Annotated in this window: 18 protein-coding genes, 3 pseudogenes and 1 riboswitch; of the genes and pseudogenes, 20 read left to right on the top strand and 1 reads right to left on the bottom strand. The window is 37.3% G+C overall.

Annotated features, from left to right (window positions below):
• Nucleotides 1-9 precede the first annotated feature (9 nt).
• The 16 genes and pseudogenes from prsW (at nt 10) to fni (ending at nt 17,166) form a co-directional block, all read left to right on the top strand.
• Nucleotides 10-675, top strand: coding sequence for a glutamic-type intramembrane protease PrsW (prsW, locus tag H1D32_RS15055; RefSeq protein WP_261179096.1), 666 nt, complete (start codon nt 10-12; stop codon nt 673-675).
• A 63-nt stretch (nt 676-738) separates the two neighbouring features.
• Nucleotides 739-906, top strand: coding sequence for a hypothetical protein (locus tag H1D32_RS15060; RefSeq protein ID WP_261179098.1), 168 nt, complete (start codon nt 739-741; stop codon nt 904-906).
• A 64-nt stretch (nt 907-970) separates the two neighbouring features.
• A riboswitch (SAM riboswitch) is annotated at nt 971-1,078 on the top strand.
• Between the two features lie 225 nt (nt 1,079-1,303).
• Nucleotides 1,304-2,428 (top strand): methionine biosynthesis PLP-dependent protein, encoded by a 1,125-nt coding sequence (locus H1D32_RS15065; protein WP_261179100.1) that lies wholly within the window; start codon nt 1,304-1,306, stop codon nt 2,426-2,428.
• Complete coding sequence (metC, locus tag H1D32_RS15070; protein ID WP_261179101.1) at nt 2,421-3,572, top strand: cystathionine beta-lyase; 1,152 nt, start codon at nt 2,421-2,423, stop codon at nt 3,570-3,572. Before H1D32_RS15065 ends, metC begins: the two co-directional genes overlap by 8 nt.
• 263 nt (nt 3,573-3,835) lie before the next feature.
• Nucleotides 3,836-5,683 carry a bifunctional homocysteine S-methyltransferase/methylenetetrahydrofolate reductase gene (locus H1D32_RS15075; protein ID WP_261179102.1) on the top strand — a complete coding sequence of 616 codons (1,848 nt, stop codon included), beginning with the start codon at nt 3,836-3,838 and terminating at the stop codon, nt 5,681-5,683.
• Between the two features lie 27 nt (nt 5,684-5,710).
• Nucleotides 5,711-9,142: a methionine synthase gene (gene metH, locus H1D32_RS15080; protein ID WP_261179103.1), complete on the top strand. Its 3,432-nt coding sequence runs from the start codon at nt 5,711-5,713 to the stop codon at nt 9,140-9,142.
• A gap of 234 nt (nt 9,143-9,376) precedes the next feature.
• Nucleotides 9,377-9,562 carry a peptidoglycan-binding domain-containing protein gene (locus tag H1D32_RS15085; protein WP_261179104.1) on the top strand — a complete coding sequence of 62 codons (186 nt, stop codon included), beginning with the start codon at nt 9,377-9,379 and terminating at the stop codon, nt 9,560-9,562.
• Nucleotides 9,559-9,609, top strand: a pseudogene (locus H1D32_RS15090) (hypothetical protein); the annotation flags it as partial. The gene H1D32_RS15085 and the pseudogene H1D32_RS15090, both read left to right, overlap by 4 nt.
• 42 nt (nt 9,610-9,651) lie before the next feature.
• Nucleotides 9,652-10,596, top strand: a complete 945-nt coding sequence (locus H1D32_RS15095; protein ID WP_261179105.1) for a cell wall hydrolase — start codon at nt 9,652-9,654, stop codon at nt 10,594-10,596.
• 15 nt (nt 10,597-10,611) lie between these two features.
• A complete protein-coding gene (gene ypeB, locus H1D32_RS15100; RefSeq protein WP_261179106.1) occupies nt 10,612-11,958 on the top strand; it encodes a germination protein YpeB in 1,347 nt (448 codons plus the stop codon).
• Nucleotides 11,959-12,235: 277 nt separating this feature from the next.
• A complete protein-coding gene (locus H1D32_RS15105; protein WP_261179107.1) occupies nt 12,236-12,904 on the top strand; it encodes a flagellar brake protein in 669 nt (222 codons plus the stop codon).
• Between the two features lie 70 nt (nt 12,905-12,974).
• Nucleotides 12,975-13,187 carry a DUF5359 family protein gene (locus H1D32_RS25455; RefSeq protein WP_396126205.1) on the top strand — a complete coding sequence of 71 codons (213 nt, stop codon included), beginning with the start codon at nt 12,975-12,977 and terminating at the stop codon, nt 13,185-13,187.
• Between the two features lie 181 nt (nt 13,188-13,368).
• Nucleotides 13,369-14,040 carry a (d)CMP kinase gene (gene cmk, locus H1D32_RS15110; RefSeq protein ID WP_261179108.1) on the top strand — a complete coding sequence of 224 codons (672 nt, stop codon included), beginning with the start codon at nt 13,369-13,371 and terminating at the stop codon, nt 14,038-14,040.
• Nucleotides 14,037-14,619 (top strand): annotated as a pseudogene (locus H1D32_RS15115) (lysophospholipid acyltransferase family protein). Before cmk ends, H1D32_RS15115 begins: the two are co-directional and overlap by 4 nt.
• 325 nt (nt 14,620-14,944) lie before the next feature.
• Nucleotides 14,945-16,092: pseudogene (rpsA, locus tag H1D32_RS15120) on the top strand (30S ribosomal protein S1).
• Between the two features lie 12 nt (nt 16,093-16,104).
• Nucleotides 16,105-17,166: a type 2 isopentenyl-diphosphate Delta-isomerase gene (gene fni / locus H1D32_RS15125; RefSeq protein ID WP_261179111.1), complete on the top strand. Its 1,062-nt coding sequence runs from the start codon at nt 16,105-16,107 to the stop codon at nt 17,164-17,166.
• Between the two features lie 297 nt (nt 17,167-17,463).
• Here the strand turns inward: fni and H1D32_RS15130 are convergent, their stop codons facing one another.
• Complete coding sequence (locus H1D32_RS15130; RefSeq protein ID WP_261179113.1) at nt 17,464-17,595, bottom strand: YpzI family protein; 132 nt, start codon at nt 17,593-17,595, stop codon at nt 17,464-17,466.
• A gap of 151 nt (nt 17,596-17,746) precedes the next feature.
• On the opposite strand from H1D32_RS15130, the gene H1D32_RS15135 reads away from it, so the two are divergent.
• The 4 genes from H1D32_RS15135 (at nt 17,747) to H1D32_RS15150 (ending at nt 21,739) form a co-directional block, all read left to right on the top strand.
• Entirely contained in the window at nt 17,747-18,358 is a 612-nt protein-coding gene (locus tag H1D32_RS15135; protein ID WP_261179114.1) for a YphA family membrane protein, read from the top strand.
• 373 nt (nt 18,359-18,731) lie between these two features.
• Complete coding sequence (der, locus tag H1D32_RS15140; RefSeq protein ID WP_261179115.1) at nt 18,732-20,045, top strand: ribosome biogenesis GTPase Der; 1,314 nt, start codon at nt 18,732-18,734, stop codon at nt 20,043-20,045.
• Nucleotides 20,046-20,099: 54 nt separating this feature from the next.
• On the top strand, nt 20,100-20,705 hold the full coding sequence (gene plsY, locus H1D32_RS15145; protein WP_261179116.1) for a glycerol-3-phosphate 1-O-acyltransferase PlsY: 606 nt from the start codon (nt 20,100-20,102) through the stop codon (nt 20,703-20,705).
• 17 nt (nt 20,706-20,722) lie between these two features.
• Complete coding sequence (locus tag H1D32_RS15150; protein ID WP_261179117.1) at nt 20,723-21,739, top strand: NAD(P)H-dependent glycerol-3-phosphate dehydrogenase; 1,017 nt, start codon at nt 20,723-20,725, stop codon at nt 21,737-21,739.
• Nucleotides 21,740-21,822 lie beyond the last annotated feature (83 nt).

Genomic DNA, 21,822 nt, shown 5'->3' on the forward strand with positions numbered 1-21,822 from the left:
CTAAAGATAATGTTTAGTATCATTTTTGCAAGTTTGGCTCCTAGTCTATCTCTACTTTGTTTTTTTTATCTAAAAGATAAATACAATTCTGAGCCCCTTGGAATGGTATTACGAAGCTTTATCTTTGGGGTTTTATTAGTATTTCCTGTCCTTGTAATCCAATATGCCTTTAAGGAAGAAGGGTTATTATTAACCCCGATTTCACAGGCTTTTATCTCTGCTGGGTTATTTGAGGAATTTTTTAAATGGTTTATTTTATTTTATATTGCCTATAAACACGCCGAATTTAATCAGCACTATGATGGGATTGTTTATGGAGTGAGTGTTTCTTTAGGCTTTGCGACAATGGAAAATGTCTTTTATTTATTAGCTTATGGTGTTGATCAAGCGTTTGTCCGTGCTTTATTGCCAGTCTCAAGCCATGCTTTATTTGGGGTTATAATGGGTTATTATTTAGGAAAGGCAAAATTTAGTCATCAAAAACAGAGGAGAAAGCTCTTGGTACTCTCTTTTATCATCCCTTGGTTATTACACGGTACGTATGATTATATTCTATATGTTCAACGATACTGGGTGTACATGATGCTACCGTTTATGATTTTTTTATGGTGGTTGGCCTTAAAAAAAGTAAAGCTAGCTAATAAAACAACCTCAAAAAAACTCTCGGGAAAGTGAAAAAAATCTACTAGAATGGGCATAAATAGGTAGAGGACATTGATTAATAATGAGGTGAGGGCGTTGTTTCAAACAAAACAAAGATATAAAGTAACTGTTAGATGTCATGATTGTGGTGAGAAGTTTATTTTGCGAGGAAAGTTAAATAAAGAGGGGAATTATGAAACTGGATTTAAACGTTGTATATGTGGAAATGAAGAAACTTTACAAGTAGATGCAAGACTTGAATAAAAATGTTTGCAATTATTTTAAAAATAGTGTACTTTAATAATCACATAATTAAAAATTTTAACAATTCTTATCGTGAGAGATGGAGGGACGTGGCCCTATGAAATCTCAGCAACCAGCCTAAAAGGTCAGGTGCTAAATCCATCAAGTGGTTTTCAAGCTTGGAAGATAAGAAGGAGCCTACTGTATTCAGCAACTTCTTCTTAATTTTAGGAAGAAGTTTTTTTTATACTTAGATCCCTCTTATTAAAGCAAATCTGAACTGGTTTAAGGATGAATGAAAACGTAGTAAGGGTGGTCAAGAGATACTAGGTGGTGCATGTTAAACAGCTTTTTTGCGAGAACAGCCTATTAAAATTATTTAATAGTTAAAACGGTAACAGGAGAAGGAGAGTCAGCAATGGGTTATAAGCATTTGGAAACTGATTTAGTTCAACTAGGAAATAGAAGTGATAACAAAACAGGTGCAATCAATCCACCGGTATATTTTTCGACTGCCTACCGCCATGAAGGTATAGGGCAATCAACGGGGTATGATTATAGTAGAACTGGTAATCCGACTCGACATATCTTAGAAGAAGGAATCGCACTTTTAGAAGGCGGTGATCGTGGCTTTGCATGTAGTTCTGGTATGGCTGCCATTCAAACAGTTATGTCTATCTTTAAGCAAGGTGATGAGATAATCGTATGTCAAGATTTATACGGTGGTACATATCGACTTTTTCAGCAAGGATGGCAGCACTGGGGGATATCGTTTCGTTATTGGGACGGGGAAAATTACCAGAAATTAGATTCTTTGGTTACTGAGGCGACGAAAGCAATTTTCATTGAAACCCCAACAAATCCTCTAATGCAGGAAATGAGTATTGCCCAAGTGAGTGAATTCGCACAAAAATATCATTTATTACTGATCGTAGACAATACTTTTTATACACCATATCTTCAAAGACCAATAGCGGAAGGGGCAGACATTGTCATTCATAGTGCAACCAAGTATTTAGGTGGGCATAATGATGTTTTGGCCGGCTTAGTCACTGCTAAAGGGGAAGCGTTATGCGAGAGAATTGGTTTTTTTCATTACGGGATTGGCGCAACATTATCTCCATTTGACTCGTGGTTATTAATTAGAGGTATGAAGACATTAGCGTTAAGAATGGAGAAGCATGAAGAAAATGCAAAAGCGATTGCCAAATTCCTAAGTGAACATCCTTTAATTACGGACGTTTTATACCCTGGACGGGGCGGTATGTTGTCTTTTCGGATTAAAGATGCCAAATGGGTAAATCAATTGTTGCAAAGTTTAAAGTTAATTACTTTTGCTGAAAGTCTCGGGGGGGTTGAGAGCTTAATGACCTACCCAACAACTCAAACGCATGCAGATATTCCTGAAGAGCTTCGTGAAAAGAACGGCGTTTGTAAACGACTGCTACGATTTTCTGTAGGGATTGAAAATAAAGAAGATTTAATAGATGACTTAGCACAAGGCTTGGCAAGTCTTCAAGAAGGAGGTTCTACATTTGAGTGAACAATATAGAATTCAAACTAAGCTTTTACACAATGAGCACAAAGTGCATCAGGAAACGGGAGCGGTAAGTGTACCGATTCACCATTCATCAACATTTCATCAATATTCTTTCGATAAGTTCGGAAACTATGAATATGCAAGAGGTTCTAATCCGACTCGAAAAGCACTTGAAGAAGTCATTGCTGATCTAGAAGGCGGCATCCGTGGCTTTGCTTTTTCTTCAGGGATGGCAGCCATTTCAACTGCTTTTATGCTCCTGTCGAAAGGAGATCACGTGTTAATTACCGAGGACGTCTATGGAGGGACTTATCGTTTCGTTACTCAAGTTTTATCAAAATTTGGGATTGAGCATACTTTTGTTGATATGACAAATCTAGAGGAAGTTGTAAGCAAGCTAAAAGCAAATACGAAACTAATCTATATTGAAACTCCTTCAAATCCAACCTTAAAAATTACAGATATCAAATCTATCGTTAAGATTGCCAAGACTAATAAGTGTTTAACGTTTTGTGACAACACATTTTTAACTCCGGTCTTCCAAAAACCATTAGAGCTAGGGGTTGATGTAGTTCTTCACAGTGCCACGAAATTTTTAGGGGGACATAGTGATGTTGTTGCTGGGCTTGCAGTTGTAAAAGACGAGGAGCTAGGTGAACAATTAGCATTTTTGCAAAATTCTTTTGGAGCTATTTTAGGTGTCCAAGATAGTTGGTTAGTTTTACGTGGTCTAAAGACTTTACATGTACGAATGAAAGCAAGTTCACAATCGGCGCAAATACTTGCCAACTGGCTTTATGAACGTAAAGAGATAAAGACTGTGTATTATTCCGGATTAGAACATCACCCTGGAAAAGTCATTCAAGATCAACAGTCTTCAAGTCATGGAGCTGTTTTATCGTTTGAGTTCTCTACTAGACAACAGGCGAAATCTTTTGTTGAAAAGGTGAAACTTCCTGTTTTTGCAGTGAGTTTAGGGGCTGTAGAAACGATTTTGTCGTATCCAGCCACGATGTCCCACGGTTCAATGCCGGAAGCAGAACGTCTAAAGCGTGGAATTACTGATGGATTGTTAAGGCTATCTGTGGGGTTAGAAGATGTGAATGACCTTATTTCTGACTTTGAGCAGGCTCTTGATCGTTTATAGGTGATTTTTTGAAACTGTAGAGATAACTCTTTTTGAATACTTCAAGAACTTCTTTTTGCCGCAATGATGAAGTCAATTTTTTCGACAAGGTTATTTTCTCAAAAATTGCTGCCTATAAAATAGTTAAAATCAAGGTTTTTGTGGCGTCTTTTCTAACATAAAAGGTTGGATACCAAGAATGTGGTTTATTTTTGAGTGTTGTCCAAAAAGCCACAATGTTTATGAAAAGAGCCTTTAATTAAGATAGAGAGAGGAAGAGATCGATGGGTTTTTTGCAAGACTTGGAAACAAAAACGTTAATAGGTGATGGAGCTATCGGAACCTTTCTCTATTTAAAAGGATTAGATCGCTGTTTTGAGGAATTAAATTTATCCGATCCAACAAGAGTTCAAGAAGTTCATGAGGCTTATATAACAGCGGGAAGTCAAATTATTCAAACTAACACTTATGCAGCTAATAGGATAAAGTTGTCTAGATATGGATTAGAAAATAAAGTAGCTAGTATAAATGAAGCGGCTTTCAGTTGTGCTAGAGCCGCGGCAGGAGAGAAGGCTGTTTACGTTGTAGGAACAATCGGTGGGATTAGAGGATTTCAAAAAGGAGCACAATCCATACAAGAGATTGTTCAAAGCTTTGAAGAACAAATGAATAATCTCTTAGAGTCTGAGATTGATGGTTTGTTATTTGAAACATTCTACGATTTTGAAGAACTTTCTACTTGTTTATCAATAGCCAGAAAAAAAACAACGCTGCCGATTATTACCCATGTTTCTCTCGATGAAGTAGGAGTTTTACATGGTGGAATTTCCTTAAAAGATGGATTAACAGCTTTAGAAAACTTAGGAGCTGATGTCGTCGGAATGAATTGTAGGATGGGACCTTTTCATATGCTTCAATCCTTTGAAGAAGTTCCATTATTGAAAAAAGCCTTTCTATCAGCTTACCCTAATGCAAGTTTGCCAGATTATAAAGATGGTAGACTCGTTTATCAAACGAATCCAAAGTATTTTGGTGATAGCGCTAAGTCGTTTGTAGAGCAGGGCGTTCGCTTGATCGGTGGTTGTTGTGGGACGACACCTGATCATATTAGAGCAGCTGCCGAGGCTGTGCGAAATAGAGAGCCAATGAAAGAAAAAAGAGTAAAAGTGAAACAAAAGCAGTCGGTAATTGTTATTCATAAGGAGCAAGTAGCATCACTTGCTAGTATTGCTAGCACTAGAAAATCAGTAATCGTTGAGCTCGATCCGCCGAAAAAACTAAATACGGAGCGCTTTCTAGAAGGTTCTAAGGAGTTAAAGGAGGCAGGTGTTGACGCTGTAACATTAGCTGATAATTCACTAGCGTCTCCAAGAATTTGTAACTTATCTTTAGCCTCAATCATTAAAAGAGATTACAACGTCAGACCACTAGTGCATATTACCTGTCGTGATCGTAATTTAATTGGCTTACAATCACATTTAATGGGGCTTCACACCCTAGGGATCGATCAGTTACTAGCTGTAACTGGTGACCCAACAAAAATTGGTGACTTTCCTGGGGCAACCTCTGTCTATGATCTTGCTTCTTTTGATTTTATTAGGCTGATTAAACAAATGAATTCCGGTGTTTCGTTTTCTGGCAAAGATCTCGGGGCGAAGACGAATTTTTCTATAGGAGCTGCCTTTAATCCAAATGTTAATCATCTTGAGCCTATGGTTCAGAGAATGGAGAAAAAGGTAGAGTGCGGTGCTGATTACTTCTTGAGCCAACCGGTATTTTCTAAAGAACAGATTGCAGACATTTATAGGGTAACAAAACATATTAAAGTACCGATATATCTTGGAGTTATGCCTTTGACAAGTAGTAAAAATGCGGAATTTCTTCATAATGAAGTTCCAGGTATAAAATTAACCGAAACAACAAGAGAACGTATGGCGCGTGTATCAGGTGATCTCGAAGCTTCGCATTATGAAGGAATACAAATAGCGAAAGAGTTAATTGATGAGGTTCATCGTTATTTTAACGGTTTGTATTTAATTACACCATTTTTGCGTTATGAAATGACTGTTGAATTAACAAAGTATTGGAATTGGAAAAACCTGCAACTAGAACCCAAAAAGATCACCAATTAAAAAGGCGAGCATGAAAGGATAGATTAGATGATAGTTCAAACATTTCAGGAACGTCTCCAAAGTCATATTTTAGTTTTAGATGGTGCAATGGGGACGATGTTGCAAAATAAAAATTTAAATGCTGATGATTTTGGTGGTGAAGAATACGAAGGTTGTAATGAATATTTAAATTTAACTTCACCTAAGGTCATTTTAGATATTCATGTAGCTTATTTACAAGCGGGTGCAGACATTATAGAAACAAATACATTTGGTGCAACAAATATCGTTTTAGCTGATTACGATCTTCAACATTTAGCTGTAGAGATAAACCAAAAAGCTGCAGAAATTGCTCGAAAAGCTGCTGATACCTATTCCACAGCAACTTGGCCTCGTTTTGTAGCAGGTTCAATGGGGCCAACAACAAAATCATTATCTGTCACAGGTGGGGCAACATTTGAAGATTTAATTGAAGCGTATAAACAACAGGCATATGGGTTGCTGTTAGGAGGCGTCGATCTTCTTCTTGTAGAGACGAGTCAAGATACAAGAAATGTTAAAGCTGCCTATATAGGGATTGAACAAGCTTTTGAAACGGTAGAAAAGCGTGTACCGTTAATGATTTCAGGAACGATTGAACCGATGGGGACAACATTAGCTGGACAAAATATCGAAGCCTTTTACTTGTCAATTGAACATATGAACCCTAGTGTCGTTGGCTTAAACTGTGCTACAGGTCCAGAATTCATGCAAGACCATCTTCGTTCTCTAGCTAATCTTTCCTCAACAGCTGTGATTTGTTTCCCAAATGCAGGCTTACCTGATGAGGAAGGTCATTATCATGAATCCCCTGAGATGTTAGCTCGCAAGCTTAAACAATTTGCCGAAAAGGGCTGGCTGAACGTTGTTGGTGGGTGTTGCGGAACAACGCCTGAACATATCAAATCGATCCGTGCAGCAATAAAAGGTATTAAGCCAAGAAAAATTTCCAATCAGCACACACATGCATTAAGTGGTATTGAGCCTTTAATTTATGACGAAACGATGCGCCCGCTATTTGTGGGTGAACGAACAAATGTTATCGGTTCACGAAAGTTTAAAACATTAATTAAAGAAGGGAAATTTGAAGAAGCTTCAGAAATTGCTCGAGCCCAAGTTAAAAAAGGTGCTCATATCATCGATATTTGTTTAGCAGATCCTGATAGTGAAGAAGTGACAGATATGGAAAACTTCTTGCCTTATGTTGTGAACAAGGTGAAAGTGCCATTAATGATTGATTCTACTGATGAGTTGGTAATTGATCGAGCGTTAACATACTCCCAAGGAAAAGCAGTAATAAACTCGATTAATTTGGAGGACGGTGAAGAAAGATTTGCAAGTGTTACACCGATCATTCATCGTTACGGGGCAGCGGTCGTTGTTGGAACAATAGATGAGGTAGGTATGGCAGTAACTGCAGAGCGCAAGCTTGAAGTAGCTGTAAGATCGTATGATCTTCTTGTAAATCGTTATGGAATTAGACCACAGGATATCATTTTTGATCCACTTGTATTTCCTGTTGGAACTGGTGATGAGCAATATATAGGCTCTGCCAAAGCAACAGTCGAAGGAATTCGATTGATAAAAGAAAAGCTTCCAGAGTGCTTGACCATTTTAGGGATAAGCAACGTTTCGTTTGGATTACCACCACTAGGAAGAGAGATCATGAATTCTGTGTTTCTTTATCACTGTACGCAGGCAGGATTAGACTATGCGATTGTCAACACAGAAAAATTAGAGCGTTTTGCATCGATTAAAGAAGAAGAACGATCGCTAGCTGAAAAAGTATTATTTGAAACAAATGATGATGTGCTAGCAGAATTCACCGCGTTTTATCGAGGAAAAAAGAAAGTAGCGAAGCAACCTCAAACAAACTTATCGCTCGAAGAACGCTTACAAGGTTATGTTATTGAAGGGACAAAAGAAGGGTTAATTCCTGACCTTGAGCTTGCCTTACGAAAATACGAATCACCGTTAGCGGTTATTAATGGTCCATTAATGGCAGGAATGGACGAGGTTGGAAAGCTATTTAACAATAACGAATTAATCGTTGCAGAAGTTTTACAGAGTGCTGAAGTCATGAAGGCCTCAGTCCAATTTTTAGAGCAGTTTATGGAAAAGAAAGATGACAGTGGTAAAGGAAAAATACTACTAGCCACTGTTAAAGGCGATGTCCATGATATTGGCAAAAATTTGGTTGAAATTATCTTAAGTAATAATGGTTTTAAAGTTGTGAATCTCGGAATTAAGGTGACATCCAATGAATTAATAGAAGCTGTTAAAAAAGAGAATCCAGACGCAATCGGATTATCTGGTTTGCTGGTAAAGTCTGCACAACAAATGGTCCTAACAGCAGCCGATCTAAGGGAACAGAAAATTTCAATCCCAATCTTAGTAGGTGGGGCAGCCCTCACGAGAAAGTTTACGGAAACGAAAATACAGGATCAATATGATGGGAATGTATTTTATGCAAAAGACGCAATGAATGGATTAGAGATCGCCAACAAGCTCTTTCACCAAACGGTTGTACCGAAGAGAAATACAACTAAAACTGACATAGAACCAACAGCGTTACCAATTATAGATGACCAAGAGGAAGGCTATACGATTCCAAAGCGGTCTGCCGTTTCAATGAATAATAGTGTCTCAATTCCACAGGATCTGAACAAGCATTCCTATATGGATTATAAATTATCGTATATCAAACCCTATATAAATTTCCAAACCTTATTAGGAAAACATCTTGGTTTAAAAGGGAAAGTTGAGCGATTATTAAAAGAAGGAAATGAAAAAGCGGTTCAATTAAAAGAAAAAGTTGATGAATTATTTCAAGAAGTTGTCGATCGTCAATTGCTTACTGCCAGAGGGATATATCAATTTTTCCCAGCTCAATCTGAGGGGAATGATATTATTATTTTTGATCCACTTAATAGTTCGACAGAAATTGAGCGATTTACCTTTCCACGGCAAAAAAAACATCCGTATCTATGTTTAGCTGATTTTATTCGCCCTAAAGAAAGTGGCGAAATGGATTATGTCGGATTTTTTGTGGTGACTGCTGGTATTGGTGTAAGGGAACGAGCAACAGATTGGAAGGATAAGGGGGACTATTTAAAAAGTCATCTTCTTCAAGCTTTAGCTCTAGAAATGGCTGAGGGTTTTGCTGAGCATCTTCATCATTTAATGAGAAATTCGTTAGGAATTCCAGATGATCCAGAGCTAACGATGCAGGATAGATTTTCTGCTAGGTATGAAGGTATCAGGGTATCATTTGGGTATCCGGCATGCCCGGAACTATCAGACCAAAAGAAACTTTTTCAGTTACTAAAGCCTGAGGAAATTGGAATTAATCTTTCTGAGGAATGCATGATGGACCCAGAAGCATCTGTGTCTGCAATGGTTTTTGCTCATCCAGAAGGTCGTTATTTTAATGTAGAATAAATCAAAATAAAAACGTCACTTGAAGTGACGTTTTTTGTTTTGACTGGGCATTACTATAGTTCTTTTCAGAGAATTACAATGAAATTCGCTATGGTTAACGAGTGTATCTGCTTTTCTATTTTTTCATTTTATGAGGAAAAAAGGGTTTTTTGTATAAAACTTGGTAAAAGACAAACACTATCGTTATCTTTCAGCAAAATGAAAAAATGTAATTTTATAGGGAGGTATAACTACATGAATAAGACCGTAAGAAGAATTCCTCTTATAATCATGATATGCTTTATTGCATTCTCGACATTTTATCCAGCAACACAAGTCCACGCCTTTTCAGATCAAATTATTCAACGAGGCGCAACTGGAGATGATGTAGTAGAGCTACAATCGAGACTTCAATTTATTGGTTTTATAATGGAACCATAGATGGAGTTTACGGATGGGGAACATATTGGGCAGTAAGAAAGTATCAAGATGAATTTGGTTTAGAAGTAGATGGTCTTGTTGGACCTAAAATGAAAGCAATGTTAGAGAAAAGTACTGAGTATGACTATGAATGGGTACACAAACAATTTTATGAGGGTAGGAAATTTACTCACTATGGACCAGATCCAAGGAAAAACCAAAGTGGTCCTAAAGGAAGTAGTATTCCACCATTAGAACAAGCAAGAAGGCAGAAACAAAAACAGAAACCTAGCCCAACACCTGGTAGCCAAGGAGGAGCTCCTACAGAAACTCCAGGCCAAGCAGGAACACCTGGAGGAACCCCAGCACCAGGCCAAGCAGGAACACCTGGAGGAACCCCAGCGCCAGGGCAAACAGGAACACCTGAAGGAACCCCAGCACCAGGGCAAACAGGAACACCTGAAGGAACCCCAGCACCAGGGCAAGCAGGAACACCTGGAGGAACCCCAGCGCCAGGGCAAACAGGAACACCTGAAGGAACCCCAGCACCAGGGCAAGCAGGAACACCTGAAGGAACACCAGCACCAGGTTCACCAGGAGCTACACCTGAGACTGATCCTGTACCCGAGGAAGAACCTTTAACTGAGATCGAAGACGAGGGCCCAAATGTTGAAGAAGCGATCAACGTACCACCAGGATTTTCGGAAAATGATATCAGAATAATGGCGCAAGCAGTTTATGGGGAAGCTCGTGGAGAACCATATATTGGTCAAGTTGCTGTAGCTGCTGTTATTTTAAACCGGATAAATAGTCCAACCTTTCCGAATACTCCATCTGGTGTCATTTTTGAGCCAAGAGCGTTTACAGCAGTTGCCGATGGACAGATTTATTTAGAGCCAAATGAAACCGCACGTCGGGCAGTATTAGACGCTATTAATGGCCAAGATCCATCTGGGAATGCTTTGTATTATTTTAACCCAGATACCGCAACTTCTGGTTGGATTTGGACTAGACCACAGATTAAAAAAATAGGCAAACATATTTTCTGTAAATAATTGGAGGTGAGATAGATGATACGAACGATTTTATTAGCATTTTTAGCAGTAGCTGTTGTTTCAACAGGCTATTGGGGTTACCAGGAGCATCAAGAGAAAAATTCAATATTAATTAAAGCTGAAAACACCTATCAGAGAGCGTTCCACGACTTAACCTATAATTTAGATCAACTTCATGACGAAATTGGAGCCACTCTGGCCATGAATTCAAGAGAACATCTTTCACCTTCTTTAGCAGATGTGTGGAGATTAACTTCTATGGCACAACTAAACTTGGGGCAACTGCCACTAACGTTAATGCCTTTTAGCAAAACGGAAGAATATCTTTATAAAGTTGGTAACTTTAGTTATCGGAATGCTGTTAGAGATTTGGACAATGAACCATTATCAGAAAGTGAGTATGAGACGCTGCAAAGCCTATATGACCAAAGTGGGGAAATTCAGAATGAAATGCGAAAGGTTCAGTCAATGGTTTTAAATGATAATCTACGTTGGATGGACGTAGAATTAGCACTCGCCTCTGAGGATGAACCTTTAAATAATGCGATCGTTAATGGATTTCACATTGTCAATGAAAAGGTAGGTGGGTTCAGTGAAGTTGATTGGGGCGCTGATTTACCACAATTACAGGCAAATGATGAAGCGCTAAAAGAAAGATTGAACGGTGAAGAGATCACTGCAGAAGAGGCAAAAGAAATTGCTTTAAGATTTTGTGAGTTAGAAAACGTAGAAGTAGAGGTTGAAGAAACGGGTGAAGGGCTTGCTTATCAAGCATATGCTGTGAGAATAGATGATCCTGAGCATGAGGCAAACATCTTTATGGACATTTCCAAAAAAGGTGGCCATCCAATTTGGCTGTTACAAGACCGTCAGATTGGTGAAGTAAATATCAGCTTAAATGAAGCCTCTGAACGTGCAAAAGAATTGTTGGAAAAAAATGATATTAGTGATATGCAATTAGTAGATAGTAAGCAATATAACGCTGTTGGTGTATTTAATTTCGCTTACCTAAAAGATAACGTAAGAATTTATCCTGATGCGATTGTCGTAGAAGTATCTTTACAGGATGGAGAGATTATTGGTTATGAGGCATCTGCTTATCTAACAAACCATCAAGAACGAGATGTTCCTGCACCGAAACTCACCATGGAAGAAGCTAAAGAAAACTTAAATCCTTCTCTTGAGGTCATGGAGCATCATGTAGCGATAATCAAGAATGATTTGGGTGAGGAAGTATTAACTTATGAATTCTTTGGTGTAATTAACAATGATACTTACAGAATATTTATTAATGCAGAAACTGGTAATGAAGAAAAAATTGAAAAGCTAAAAAATGCAGAACCGGTTTATAAATCAGAATAAAAAAGTTCAGAAAAAACCATTAGGCTTACTAATGGTTTTTTCTTACTATAAAGTGAATGAATTTCATAATGATCTAAATTAAGCTGTGTTATCTATATGTAGTTTTAAACTTGTTTTACGTTACTGCATATAGAAATTTATAGCGGGAATAAGGAGTTGAAAAATTTATTAAAGTAGAAAAAAGTATCTTTCCTTCTATTCGGATCAGGATTTTTTTGCTAATATTAAGTAGAAATATTTTATCTAGCAAATAGAACGGTGGAGGGAAGTAGTAACCTTGCTAAATATCGGTGATACGATTTATTTAGATATTGAGGGTCATAGTGAAGAGGAAAAGCAGCGATTTAAATGTAGATTAGTTGATCGTGTCAAAGACTTCCTTTTCATTGATTATCCAATTAACGATCGGACAAAAAAAGTTGGTTTTTTTCATGATGGTACAGAATTTAATGCATCATTCATAGGGAAGGATCAGGCTGTTTACTTATTTAAAACGCAATTATTAGCAAGAAAAAAAGGCCAAATACCGATGCTAATTATTAACGACCCTGGTAAAGATAAATATCTAAGAATTCAAAGAAGACAGCATGTAAGGGTAGAGGCCTCATTAGATGTTGCCGTCCATCCAAAGGATCATGAGTTTCCACCTTTTGTATCAATGACAGCTGATATTAGTGGTGGCGGTTTAGCTCTTGTTTTGCCAAAAAATCATAACCTCCCAGTTGGAAAAGAAATAAAATGCTGGCTTTCTTTACAAATGTCAACGGGAGAGATGAAATACATACAAGTTAATTGCCATGTAATCCGGATAATCTCAACGAAAGATAGTCCACGTGAAAAAGCATCTATTCAATTTATTGATATCAATGAAAATGATCGGCAAACAATTATTCGATATTGTTTTGAACGACAACTTTATTTACGAAAAAAAGGAATACCAGAATAAAACAACGTTATCTGAATTAAACTACCCTTAATTAATATCCATAACTTGGTATGTAAAGGAGTTAGTTTAAGTGAGGGATTATTTAAAAAAGTACGAATCTATTCTAGTTAAGGTAACTTTTGTACAACTTTTCTTTTTAATTCTGGCTCAAATCCTTCTTTATAAAAAAGAACTATCGCCCTATTTAAGTAGGACGATTTTTTCAGAAGGAGTCTTTCTCGAGTACGCAATGCGCACGATGGAAACATTAGACCAACTTACTACAATATGGTATTATATTTAAAGGTATTTAGGAGAAAAGTAGTTTGCTCAGAGTGATATTTACCTTAGTTGTATTAGGCTGTGGTCAAAAGAAAAGAGCTCTACATTGTGAGCACGTATTTAACTTCAACTAAATAATAACGATAGAGTAGAGACTACCTTGAGGGGAAGTATCTCTGTTATGCAGAAATAGAGGTGTACTAATGAAGAATAAGATTAATATAGCAATTGATGGACCAGCTGGTGCAGGTAAAAGTACAGTAGCAAAGCTTGTAGCTGAAAAGCTTCAATTTATTTATATAGATACTGGAGCAATGTATCGAGCCCTTACCTACAAGGCAATTGAAAATGGAGTCGACCTTCAAAATGAGCAATTGCTTGCTAATTTACTTGAGAACACAAAGATTGAACTTACCTCAACAGCCAAGGTTTATCTTGATGGCGAGGATGTTTCAGAGCAAATACGGTCTTTAGAAGTAACGAATTCTGTTTCATTTGTTGCTAGTCATAGTTTGATACGTTTTGAGATGTTGGAGAGACAAAGAATCATGGCTGCTTATGGTGGAACAGTCATGGATGGTCGTGATATCGGAACCGCTGTTTTACCTAATGCAGAGGTAAAAGTGTTCTTATCAGCAACTGTAGAAGAAAGAGCAAGAAGACGATATGAAGAAAATATTGCTAAGGGCTTTGACACAGATTTTGAGCAATTAAAACAGGAGATTGCGTTAAGGGATAAACGTGATTCAGAAAGGGAAACAGCTCCTTTAAAAAAAGCTGTGGATGCTATTGAGATTGATTCTACAAATTTATCGATTCCCGAAGTTGTTTCGTCAATTTTACAGATCGTTGACGAAAGGACAAAATTATCATGAATTTATACAGAATAGGACAGGCCCTATGTCGAGGTTATATATCTTCTCTTTATAAAGTCGAGGTAATTGGGAAAGAAAATATCCCAAAGGATAAAGGTGTGTTACTTTGTTGTAACCATATTCACTTATTGGATCCTCCTTTTTTAGGGTCTTTTCTTGAGAGGCCGATTCATTATATGGCAAAAGCAGAGCTTTTTGAAGCACCTATTTTAAAGTCAATAATCCCGAAGCTCAATGCTTTCCCTGTAAAACGCGGAATGAGTGATAAACAAGCGTTACGACAGGGGTTAAAGATCCTAAAAGAAAACGATATCCTCGGGATTTTTCCTGAAGGAACTAGAAGTAAAACTGGTGTATTGCAAAAGGGATTAGCAGGCGTCGGTTTCTTTGCTTTAAAACAGAGGCGGAGGTAATTCCTAGCGCTATTATTGGTCCATATAAGCTGTTTCAGCCATTAAAAGTAGTCTATGGAAAACCTCTAAATTTGATGAACTAAGAGCTGCGAAAGCTTCTTCAGAAGAAGCTACTAATTATATAATGGAAGCAATTGCACAACTAATTACAGATCATAAACAATAAATAACTAACTAAATAACTTTCGAAAATCTGAAAGATATTTATAAAACTTTTATACTTTAAAATATTTTATTAAGGCTGTTTTTATCAAAGATTGTTGCTTATAAACTAGTAGTAGCGACATGATATATCAAGGTCTCGGACATCTTTTCTAACATTCAACCTGTTTTAATCGCTGATATATGGGTTATTTATTGAATAAATTGTCTATAGAGCCACAATGTTTACGAAAAGAGCCTTTATTAAAGAATTAAAGTATAAGAAAAGCTGGTGCACTAGCTTTTTTAAAATGATCTAAATTTACAGGGGTTGAGGGAGGTAGTTGTTGATGTCAGAAGAAATGAATCAAGAAATGACTCAAGTGAAAATGTTTAATGAAGGCGAAGTAGTTACAGGAACGGTGACGAAAGTAGAAGACAAGGTTGTCTATGTAAACGTTGGCTATAAGGTAGATGGAATTATTCCTATCAGTGAGCTGTCTAGTCTTCATGTTGAAAAGGCAACTGAAGCTGTTACTGTTGGGGAAGAGTTAGAATTAAAAGTGATTAAGGTTTCTGACGAGGAAATCGTTTTATCGAAGCGTGCTGTCCAAGCGGAAAAAGCATGGTCAGAACTTCAAGAAAAGTTTGATAAGAAAGAGGTATTCGAGGCTCAGGTTGCTGATGTTGTCAAAGGTGGTCTGGTTGTCGATGTAGGAATTAGAGGATTTATTCCAGCTTCCATGGTAGAAAGGCATTTTGTAGAAGACTTTTCAGATTATAAAGGGAAAACGTTAAGGTTGAAAGTTGTTGAATTAGAAAAAGATGCTAATAAGTTGATTTATCGCAACGTGCAGTTTTAGATGAAGAAGTAGAAGTACAAAAGAAATCAGCGGTAGAGCAATTAAAGCCAGGTCAGATTGTCGAAGGTACTGTACAACGTTTAACTAATTTTGGTGCTTTTATTGATATTGGTGGAGTTGATGGGCTAGTACATATTTCCCAGATGGCACATCGCCGTGTTGAATCTCCTTCAGAAATACTTAACGAGGGTGATAAAGTTAATGTAAAGATACTATCGATAGACCTTGATAATGGCCGTATTTCATTATCTATTAAGGACACGTTGCCAGGTCCATGGGAAGAAGTTGCCCAAAATATCAAACCTGGAGATGTTGTAGAGGGAGAAGTAAAACGCCTTGTTTCTTTTGGCGCTTTTGTAGAGGTGGCGCCAGGGGTTGAGGGTCTGGTACACATTTCTCAGATTGCTAACCGTCACATCGGGACTCCTAGTGAAGCGCTAAAAGAAGGTGAAGTTGTTAAAGCAAAGGTTTTAGATGTAAATGTTGGCGAAAAACGAATTTCTTTGAGTATTCGTGAACTTTTAGAAGCTCAGGAAAAGGCGGATATTCCTACAGAAAATTACCAGCGTGATGAAGAAACTAGTGGCTTTTCTCTAGCTGATGTCATTGGGGACCAACTAAAAAAGTTTAAATAGTAGGTGAATGTTTTGGATAGAACATCAAGAAAGATTGAACATATTGAGCATACTTTAAAGCTTTCCTGCGAGGAGTCTCATTCGTTCGATGATATTAAGTTTGTTCATCAAAGCCTACCTAACATTGATGTTGATAACGTAGAAATTGAGACAAAAGTTGGCGAACTATTCCTGAGTTCGCCAATTTTTATCAATGCGATGACGGGTGGGGGCGGCGAACGTACAAGTGATATTAATCGTGAGCTTGCAAAGGTTGCCCGGAAGTATAATATGCCAATGGCTGTTGGTTCGCAAATGGCGGCGATTAAAGACTCTAAGGAACGGGCTAGCTTTGAAGTAGTACGAGAAGAAAATCCCTCTGGAATTGTAATAAGTAACATTGGAAGTGAGACAACAGTTAGTCAAGCGATTGAAGCAGTAGAAATGGTTGCGGCTAATGCTTTGCAAATTCATCTAAATGTCGTTCAAGAGCTTGTTATGCCTGAAGGTGACCGTCATTTTTCTGGTGTGCTAGATAGACTGAGGGATATTGTCGAGCACCTCTCTGTTCCAATTATCGTAAAAGAAGTAGGTTTTGGAATGAGTAGAGAAACCGCGACAAAGCTAGCTAACATTGGAATAAATATAATCGATGTTGGTGGCTCTGGAGGAACAAATTTTGCCAGAATAGAAAACCATCGCCGAGCGCAGTCCTTTGAACTCTTTAACGATTGGGGCATCCCAACTGCAGCATCGATTTGTGAAGTGAAAACTTCACAACCGTTTATCTCTGTTATCGGGACAGGTGGAATTAAGACTGGTTTAGATATTGCAAAAGCACTAAGTTTAGGCTCGTCTGCGGTAGGTGTAGCTGGTATGTTTTTAAAAGAGTTACATCAAAATGGTCCTGAAGGGTTACAGTTTACAGTGGAGCAATTACATTACGAATTAAAGATGGTAATGGCTGCCTTAGGGATAAAGAAAATTGATGATCTAAGAAAAGTGCCACTTATAATTAGTGGAGAAACATTCCATTGGTTAAAACAAAGAGGAATCCCTACAAAAAATTACGCTCAAAGAGTCTATCCACATTAGAAAATACAGTATGCATTTTTGGGTAAGCATATCAAAAAAAAGAGGTGACGACGTTGTCTACCTCTTTTTTTGCATTTTTTAAAAAGAGCATAACCGTTTTTAGTAGTTGATGTTTAGCTTCAGGCGCTATCTGCTCCTGCGGTTACTCGTCAAAAGGTGTAAAGGAGTAGACTCGAGGTCAAATATCCTGCTAGAGAAAAAGTAACACCACTTTTTCCTCGATATAAAAGTGGAGAGCGTACTTTTAATCTGACAGAACATTGGCTTGTCGCCGATAGGCGCTTTTCTTAAATGCAGTTAGCGTTGCCGTTTTTTTGCAGTTTCTGGTCCCTCTAACTTAGTAGCACCTGCATTTTCGAGACTTTGATCACGGTCGGATTCAACATTTCCTGCTTTCCGCAATTTTTTCTCTTGACGATCTTTACCCATTTTATCACCATCCTTCCATTATCTATAGTTTGTAATATTAGGGAGTCTATACAGTTGATTAATGAGTAAAAACCATGAATTATCAGAAATTTTTATTACTTTGATTATTTTCTCTATTATTTTCCTATAATGGATGTGGAGGAGTTGCATTATGGAAGGTGTTTACTTTTACTGGATCTTTTGGATAGGTTGGATTTATACGACCTTTATGTTAGATAAAACGAAGAAGCGTATAAGGATTACAATTGCACTATTATTGCTCATAATATTTTCAAATAAGTATATTAATGTTGGTGCTATGGAAGTAAATAGTGGCATCTTATTTTGTCTAGGATACGGTTATTATCTAATCTCTCATATTAAAAAGAAGTCAATTCTCTACTCTTTAAGTATTAGCTTAATATTAACGACATCTTATGTAACTTTTAGATTGTTTCAATTGTATGACCCTGTTTGGGTGATGTTCCATCCCACATTGAAATTATCTTTAATATTAGGCCTAATGACAATTTTTTTGATAAGAGAGCAATTAATTAGAATTGGCTTATTATTTATAGCGATCGCACAGGGGGAAATTTTCTATACGGTTTTCTTAAACAGTATCGTTCCCCAACCAGTGATAGGGCAATTAGAAAGCTTGGACATTGTAGCATTTACTGCAAGCATTTGCTTTGTGTGGTTTGCCTTTGAAAAATTTGTAGCTATGTTAGATGAATATGTAAAACAAAGAACTGCCGTAGTCGGTTCTACAAAAAGACCATAATGAATAAGCGGAGTCATTTTATTAGGGAAAGTGTTAAAAATATTCCATTTATTGGCTGAGTAGCAACCTTGTTCTCTTTCTTTTAGAAAAATCTTGTTTCTTTCTATTGTTTTTTGATAAAATGGATAAGCTAAGATTTAAAGGAAACTTTACCCTTCTATCTAAATAGAAGGGTTTTGCTATAATTTTCGTTAAATTTTTCCCGAGTGAAATTGTGTGAAAAATAATCAAAGGTGTTTTTTTTACACTCTTATGGATTTCATCATTCATTACTTCCGCGATATGTTCAATATATAGCTTGATTAAGGTGATTATGAAATTCACTCATTTTTATAACAAATTAATAGGTAAGAAAAAGGAAGGTAATTATATTATGACAAAACCAGTAGTAGCAATTGTAGGAAGACCAAACGTAGGAAAGTCTACAATTTTTAACAGAATTGTTGGAGAAAGAGTTTCAATTGTTGAAGATATGCCAGGAGTGACAAGAGATCGAATTTATAGCTCTGGAGAATGGTTAAATAAAGATTTCAACTTAATTGATACAGGTGGTATTGAAATAAGTGATGAGCCGTTATTAACGCAAATGAGACATCAAGCAGAGTTAGCGATACAAGAAGCAGATGTGATTGTCTTTATCGTAAACGGCCGTGAAGGAATCACTAATGCAGATGAAGAAGTTGCAAAGATCTTGTTTCGTTCAAAAAAGCCTGTTGTCTTAGCTGTCAACAAAATTGATAATCCTGAAATGCGCGAGCAACTCTATGAGTTTTACTCATTAGGAATGGGTGATCCAGTTGCGATATCTGGTTCCCATGGTTTAGGTTTAGGGGATTTATTAGATGAAGTCATCAAACATTTTCCAGAGGGTGAGGAAGATGCGTATGATGAAGATACCATTCGTGTATCACTAATTGGTCGACCAAATGTTGGGAAATCGTCCTTAGTAAACTCATTGTTAGGGGAAGAACGAGTCATTGTTAGTAACATTGCCGGGACAACGAGAGATGCGATTGATACTCCATTTACCGTAGATGACCAACAATATGTATTAATTGATACAGCCGGAATGAGAAAAAGAGGAAAAGTATATGAGAGTACCGAAAAGTATAGTGTACTAAGAGCTTTAAAGGCAATAGAACGCTCAGACGTTGTTTTAGTTGTTTTAAATGCAGAAGAAGGGATCTTAGAGCAAGACAAAAAAATCGCTGGTTACGCACATGAAGCCGGAAGAGCGGTCATTATCGTAGTTAATAAATGGGATGCAATCACAAAGGATGATAAAACGTTACAAACGTTTGAGCAGAAGATTAAAGATCACTTCCTATTTTTAGACTATGCACCTATCCTTTTCGTTTCAGCTCACTCTAAACAGCGGTTAAATACAATCCTACCAATGGTTAATGTTGTGGCAGAAAATCATAGCTTACGTGTACCGACAAACGTTCTAAATGATTTAATCATGGATGCTGTTGCTATGAATCCTACGCCAACTGATAAAGGCAAACGTTTACGAATTAATTATGTTACTCAAGTGGCTATTAAACCACCAACGTTTGTACTTTTTGTTAACGAACCGGAATTGCTGCACTTCTCATATGAACGCTTCTTAGAAAATCGGATCAGAGCTACATTTGAGTTTAAAGGAACACCAATTAAAATCATTCCTAGGAAAAAGAACGACTAAACGTTTTCTCCTAATGCAAAGCATCTTAAAAAGGTATAAATGGGGGAAGAAAAGATGGCTATATTTGTTTCCGTCTTAGTAGGATACCTACTAGGATCAATTAGTTTTAGTTATATATTTGGAAAAAGACTGAAAAAGGTTGATATTCGTCAACATGGAAGTGGAAATGCAGGAGCGACAAACACACTAAGGGTTTTAGGCGTTGGTCCCGCGATTGCTGTTTTGCTGTTAGATGCAATAAAAGGAATTCTAGCGGTCTTACTAGGCTTTTATTTAGTTGGTGAAGGAATTGCACCTGCCTTAGCTGGTCTTGCAGCTATTGTGGGGCATAATTGGCCTGTATTCTTACGTTTTAAGGGTGGAAAAGGGGTTGCAACGACAATAGGAGTACTTGCAACCCTTGTATTCTGGCCGGCTCTAATTGCTGGAGTTCTTGCGATTATCAGTATTGCAATTACACGTTTTGTGTCTCTTGGTTCATTACTATTTTTGCTTTTAACAACCTTAATAACGAGTATGTTTCGTGATTATTTCATTTATCCAATTGAGTATGTATATTTACTTATCATTGTTACCATTTTATCAATATGGAGACATCGGGCAAATATAGTAAGACTTAGTAAAGGAAATGAAAGTAAGATTGGGAAAAAAGTAAAATAATAGGGAGAGGGAAATAGATGGCAAAAGTTGCAGTTATTGGTGCAGGAAGTTGGGGAAGTGCTTTAAGTATAGTTTTGACTGATAATAACCACCAGGTTAGTCTCTGGGGACGTGACGAAGTGCAGATGCGCGAAATTAACGAAAATCATACAAATGAAAAGTATCTACCTGGAATTACCTTATCTCAAAATATCTTAGGCTTTACAAATATAGAAGAAGCAATTGCTGGAGTCGAAGCGATTTTACTAGTAGTCCCTACGAAAGCAATGCGGGAGGTTTTAGGGGAAATAAGACCTTTTCTTAAATCATCAGTAACGTTTATTCATGCTAGTAAGGGTATTGAACCTGACAGTTTGAAACGTATTTCTGAAATGATAGAGGAGGAAATACCTGAAAAATTTAGAAAGTCTGTAGTCGTTTTATCTGGCCCAAGCCATGCGGAAGAAGTAAGTCTGCGTCAACCAACTACAGTTACTAGTTCTTCTTTGCAAATGGAAGCAGCTGAATATGTTCAAGATTTATTTATGAATATGCATTTTCGCGTCTATACAAATCCAGATTTAATTGGAGTTGAAATCGGAGGTGCGTTAAAAAATATAATAGCTCTTGGAGCTGGCTTAACAAATGGTTTGGGTTTTGGAGATAACGCAAAAGCGGCGCTAATGACAAGGGGCTTAGCTGAGATTGCTCGTTTAGGAATAAAATTAGGAGCTAGCCCATTAACCTTTGCAGGTTTATCGGGGTTAGGAGACTTAATTGTAACGTGTACGAGTGTTCATAGCCGTAATTGGCGAGCAGGTAATCTATTGGGACAAGGGCAGTCACTAGACGAGGTACTAGAGAATATGGGAATGGCAGTAGAAGGTGTCCGAACAACTAAAGCGGCTTACCAATTAGCCATTCGTGAGGGTGTAGAAATGCCAATTACAACTGTTCTTTATGATGTATTGTTTAATAATAAACAGCCACAGGTAGCTGTTGATGAGCTTATGGGGCGAGTGAAAACTCATGAGGTAGAAGATTTGCGTTTGTAAGACGAGTTATTTTGACTTTTCTAGAAAGACTAAAATATTTAAACGTTTTTAGTAGTTGATGTCTACCTTCAGGCGCCCTAGGA

It is taken from the genome of Anaerobacillus sp. CMMVII, assembly GCF_025377685.1.
Lineage (GTDB): Bacteria > Bacillota > Bacilli > Bacillales > Anaerobacillaceae > Anaerobacillus.

Coding starts and splice junctions, on each gene's coding strand:
- prsW (WP_261179096.1), top strand. CDS start 10: ATGTTTAGTATCATTTTTGCAAGTTTGGCTCCTAGTCTATCTCTACTT.
- H1D32_RS15065 (WP_261179100.1), top strand. CDS start 1,304: ATGGGTTATAAGCATTTGGAAACTGATTTAGTTCAACTAGGAAATAGA.
- H1D32_RS15075 (WP_261179102.1), top strand. CDS start 3,836: ATGGGTTTTTTGCAAGACTTGGAAACAAAAACGTTAATAGGTGATGGA.
- metH (WP_261179103.1), top strand. CDS start 5,711: ATGATAGTTCAAACATTTCAGGAACGTCTCCAAAGTCATATTTTAGTT.
- H1D32_RS15085 (WP_261179104.1), top strand. CDS start 9,377: ATGAATAAGACCGTAAGAAGAATTCCTCTTATAATCATGATATGCTTT.
- H1D32_RS15095 (WP_261179105.1), top strand. CDS start 9,652: ATGAAAGCAATGTTAGAGAAAAGTACTGAGTATGACTATGAATGGGTA.
- ypeB (WP_261179106.1), top strand. CDS start 10,612: ATGATACGAACGATTTTATTAGCATTTTTAGCAGTAGCTGTTGTTTCA.
- cmk (WP_261179108.1), top strand. CDS start 13,369: ATGAAGAATAAGATTAATATAGCAATTGATGGACCAGCTGGTGCAGGT.
- H1D32_RS15130 (WP_261179113.1), bottom strand. CDS start 17,595: ATGGGTAAAGATCGTCAAGAGAAAAAATTGCGGAAAGCAGGAAATGTT.
- H1D32_RS15135 (WP_261179114.1), top strand. CDS start 17,747: ATGGAAGGTGTTTACTTTTACTGGATCTTTTGGATAGGTTGGATTTAT.
- der (WP_261179115.1), top strand. CDS start 18,732: ATGACAAAACCAGTAGTAGCAATTGTAGGAAGACCAAACGTAGGAAAG.
- plsY (WP_261179116.1), top strand. CDS start 20,100: ATGGCTATATTTGTTTCCGTCTTAGTAGGATACCTACTAGGATCAATT.
- H1D32_RS15150 (WP_261179117.1), top strand. CDS start 20,723: ATGGCAAAAGTTGCAGTTATTGGTGCAGGAAGTTGGGGAAGTGCTTTA.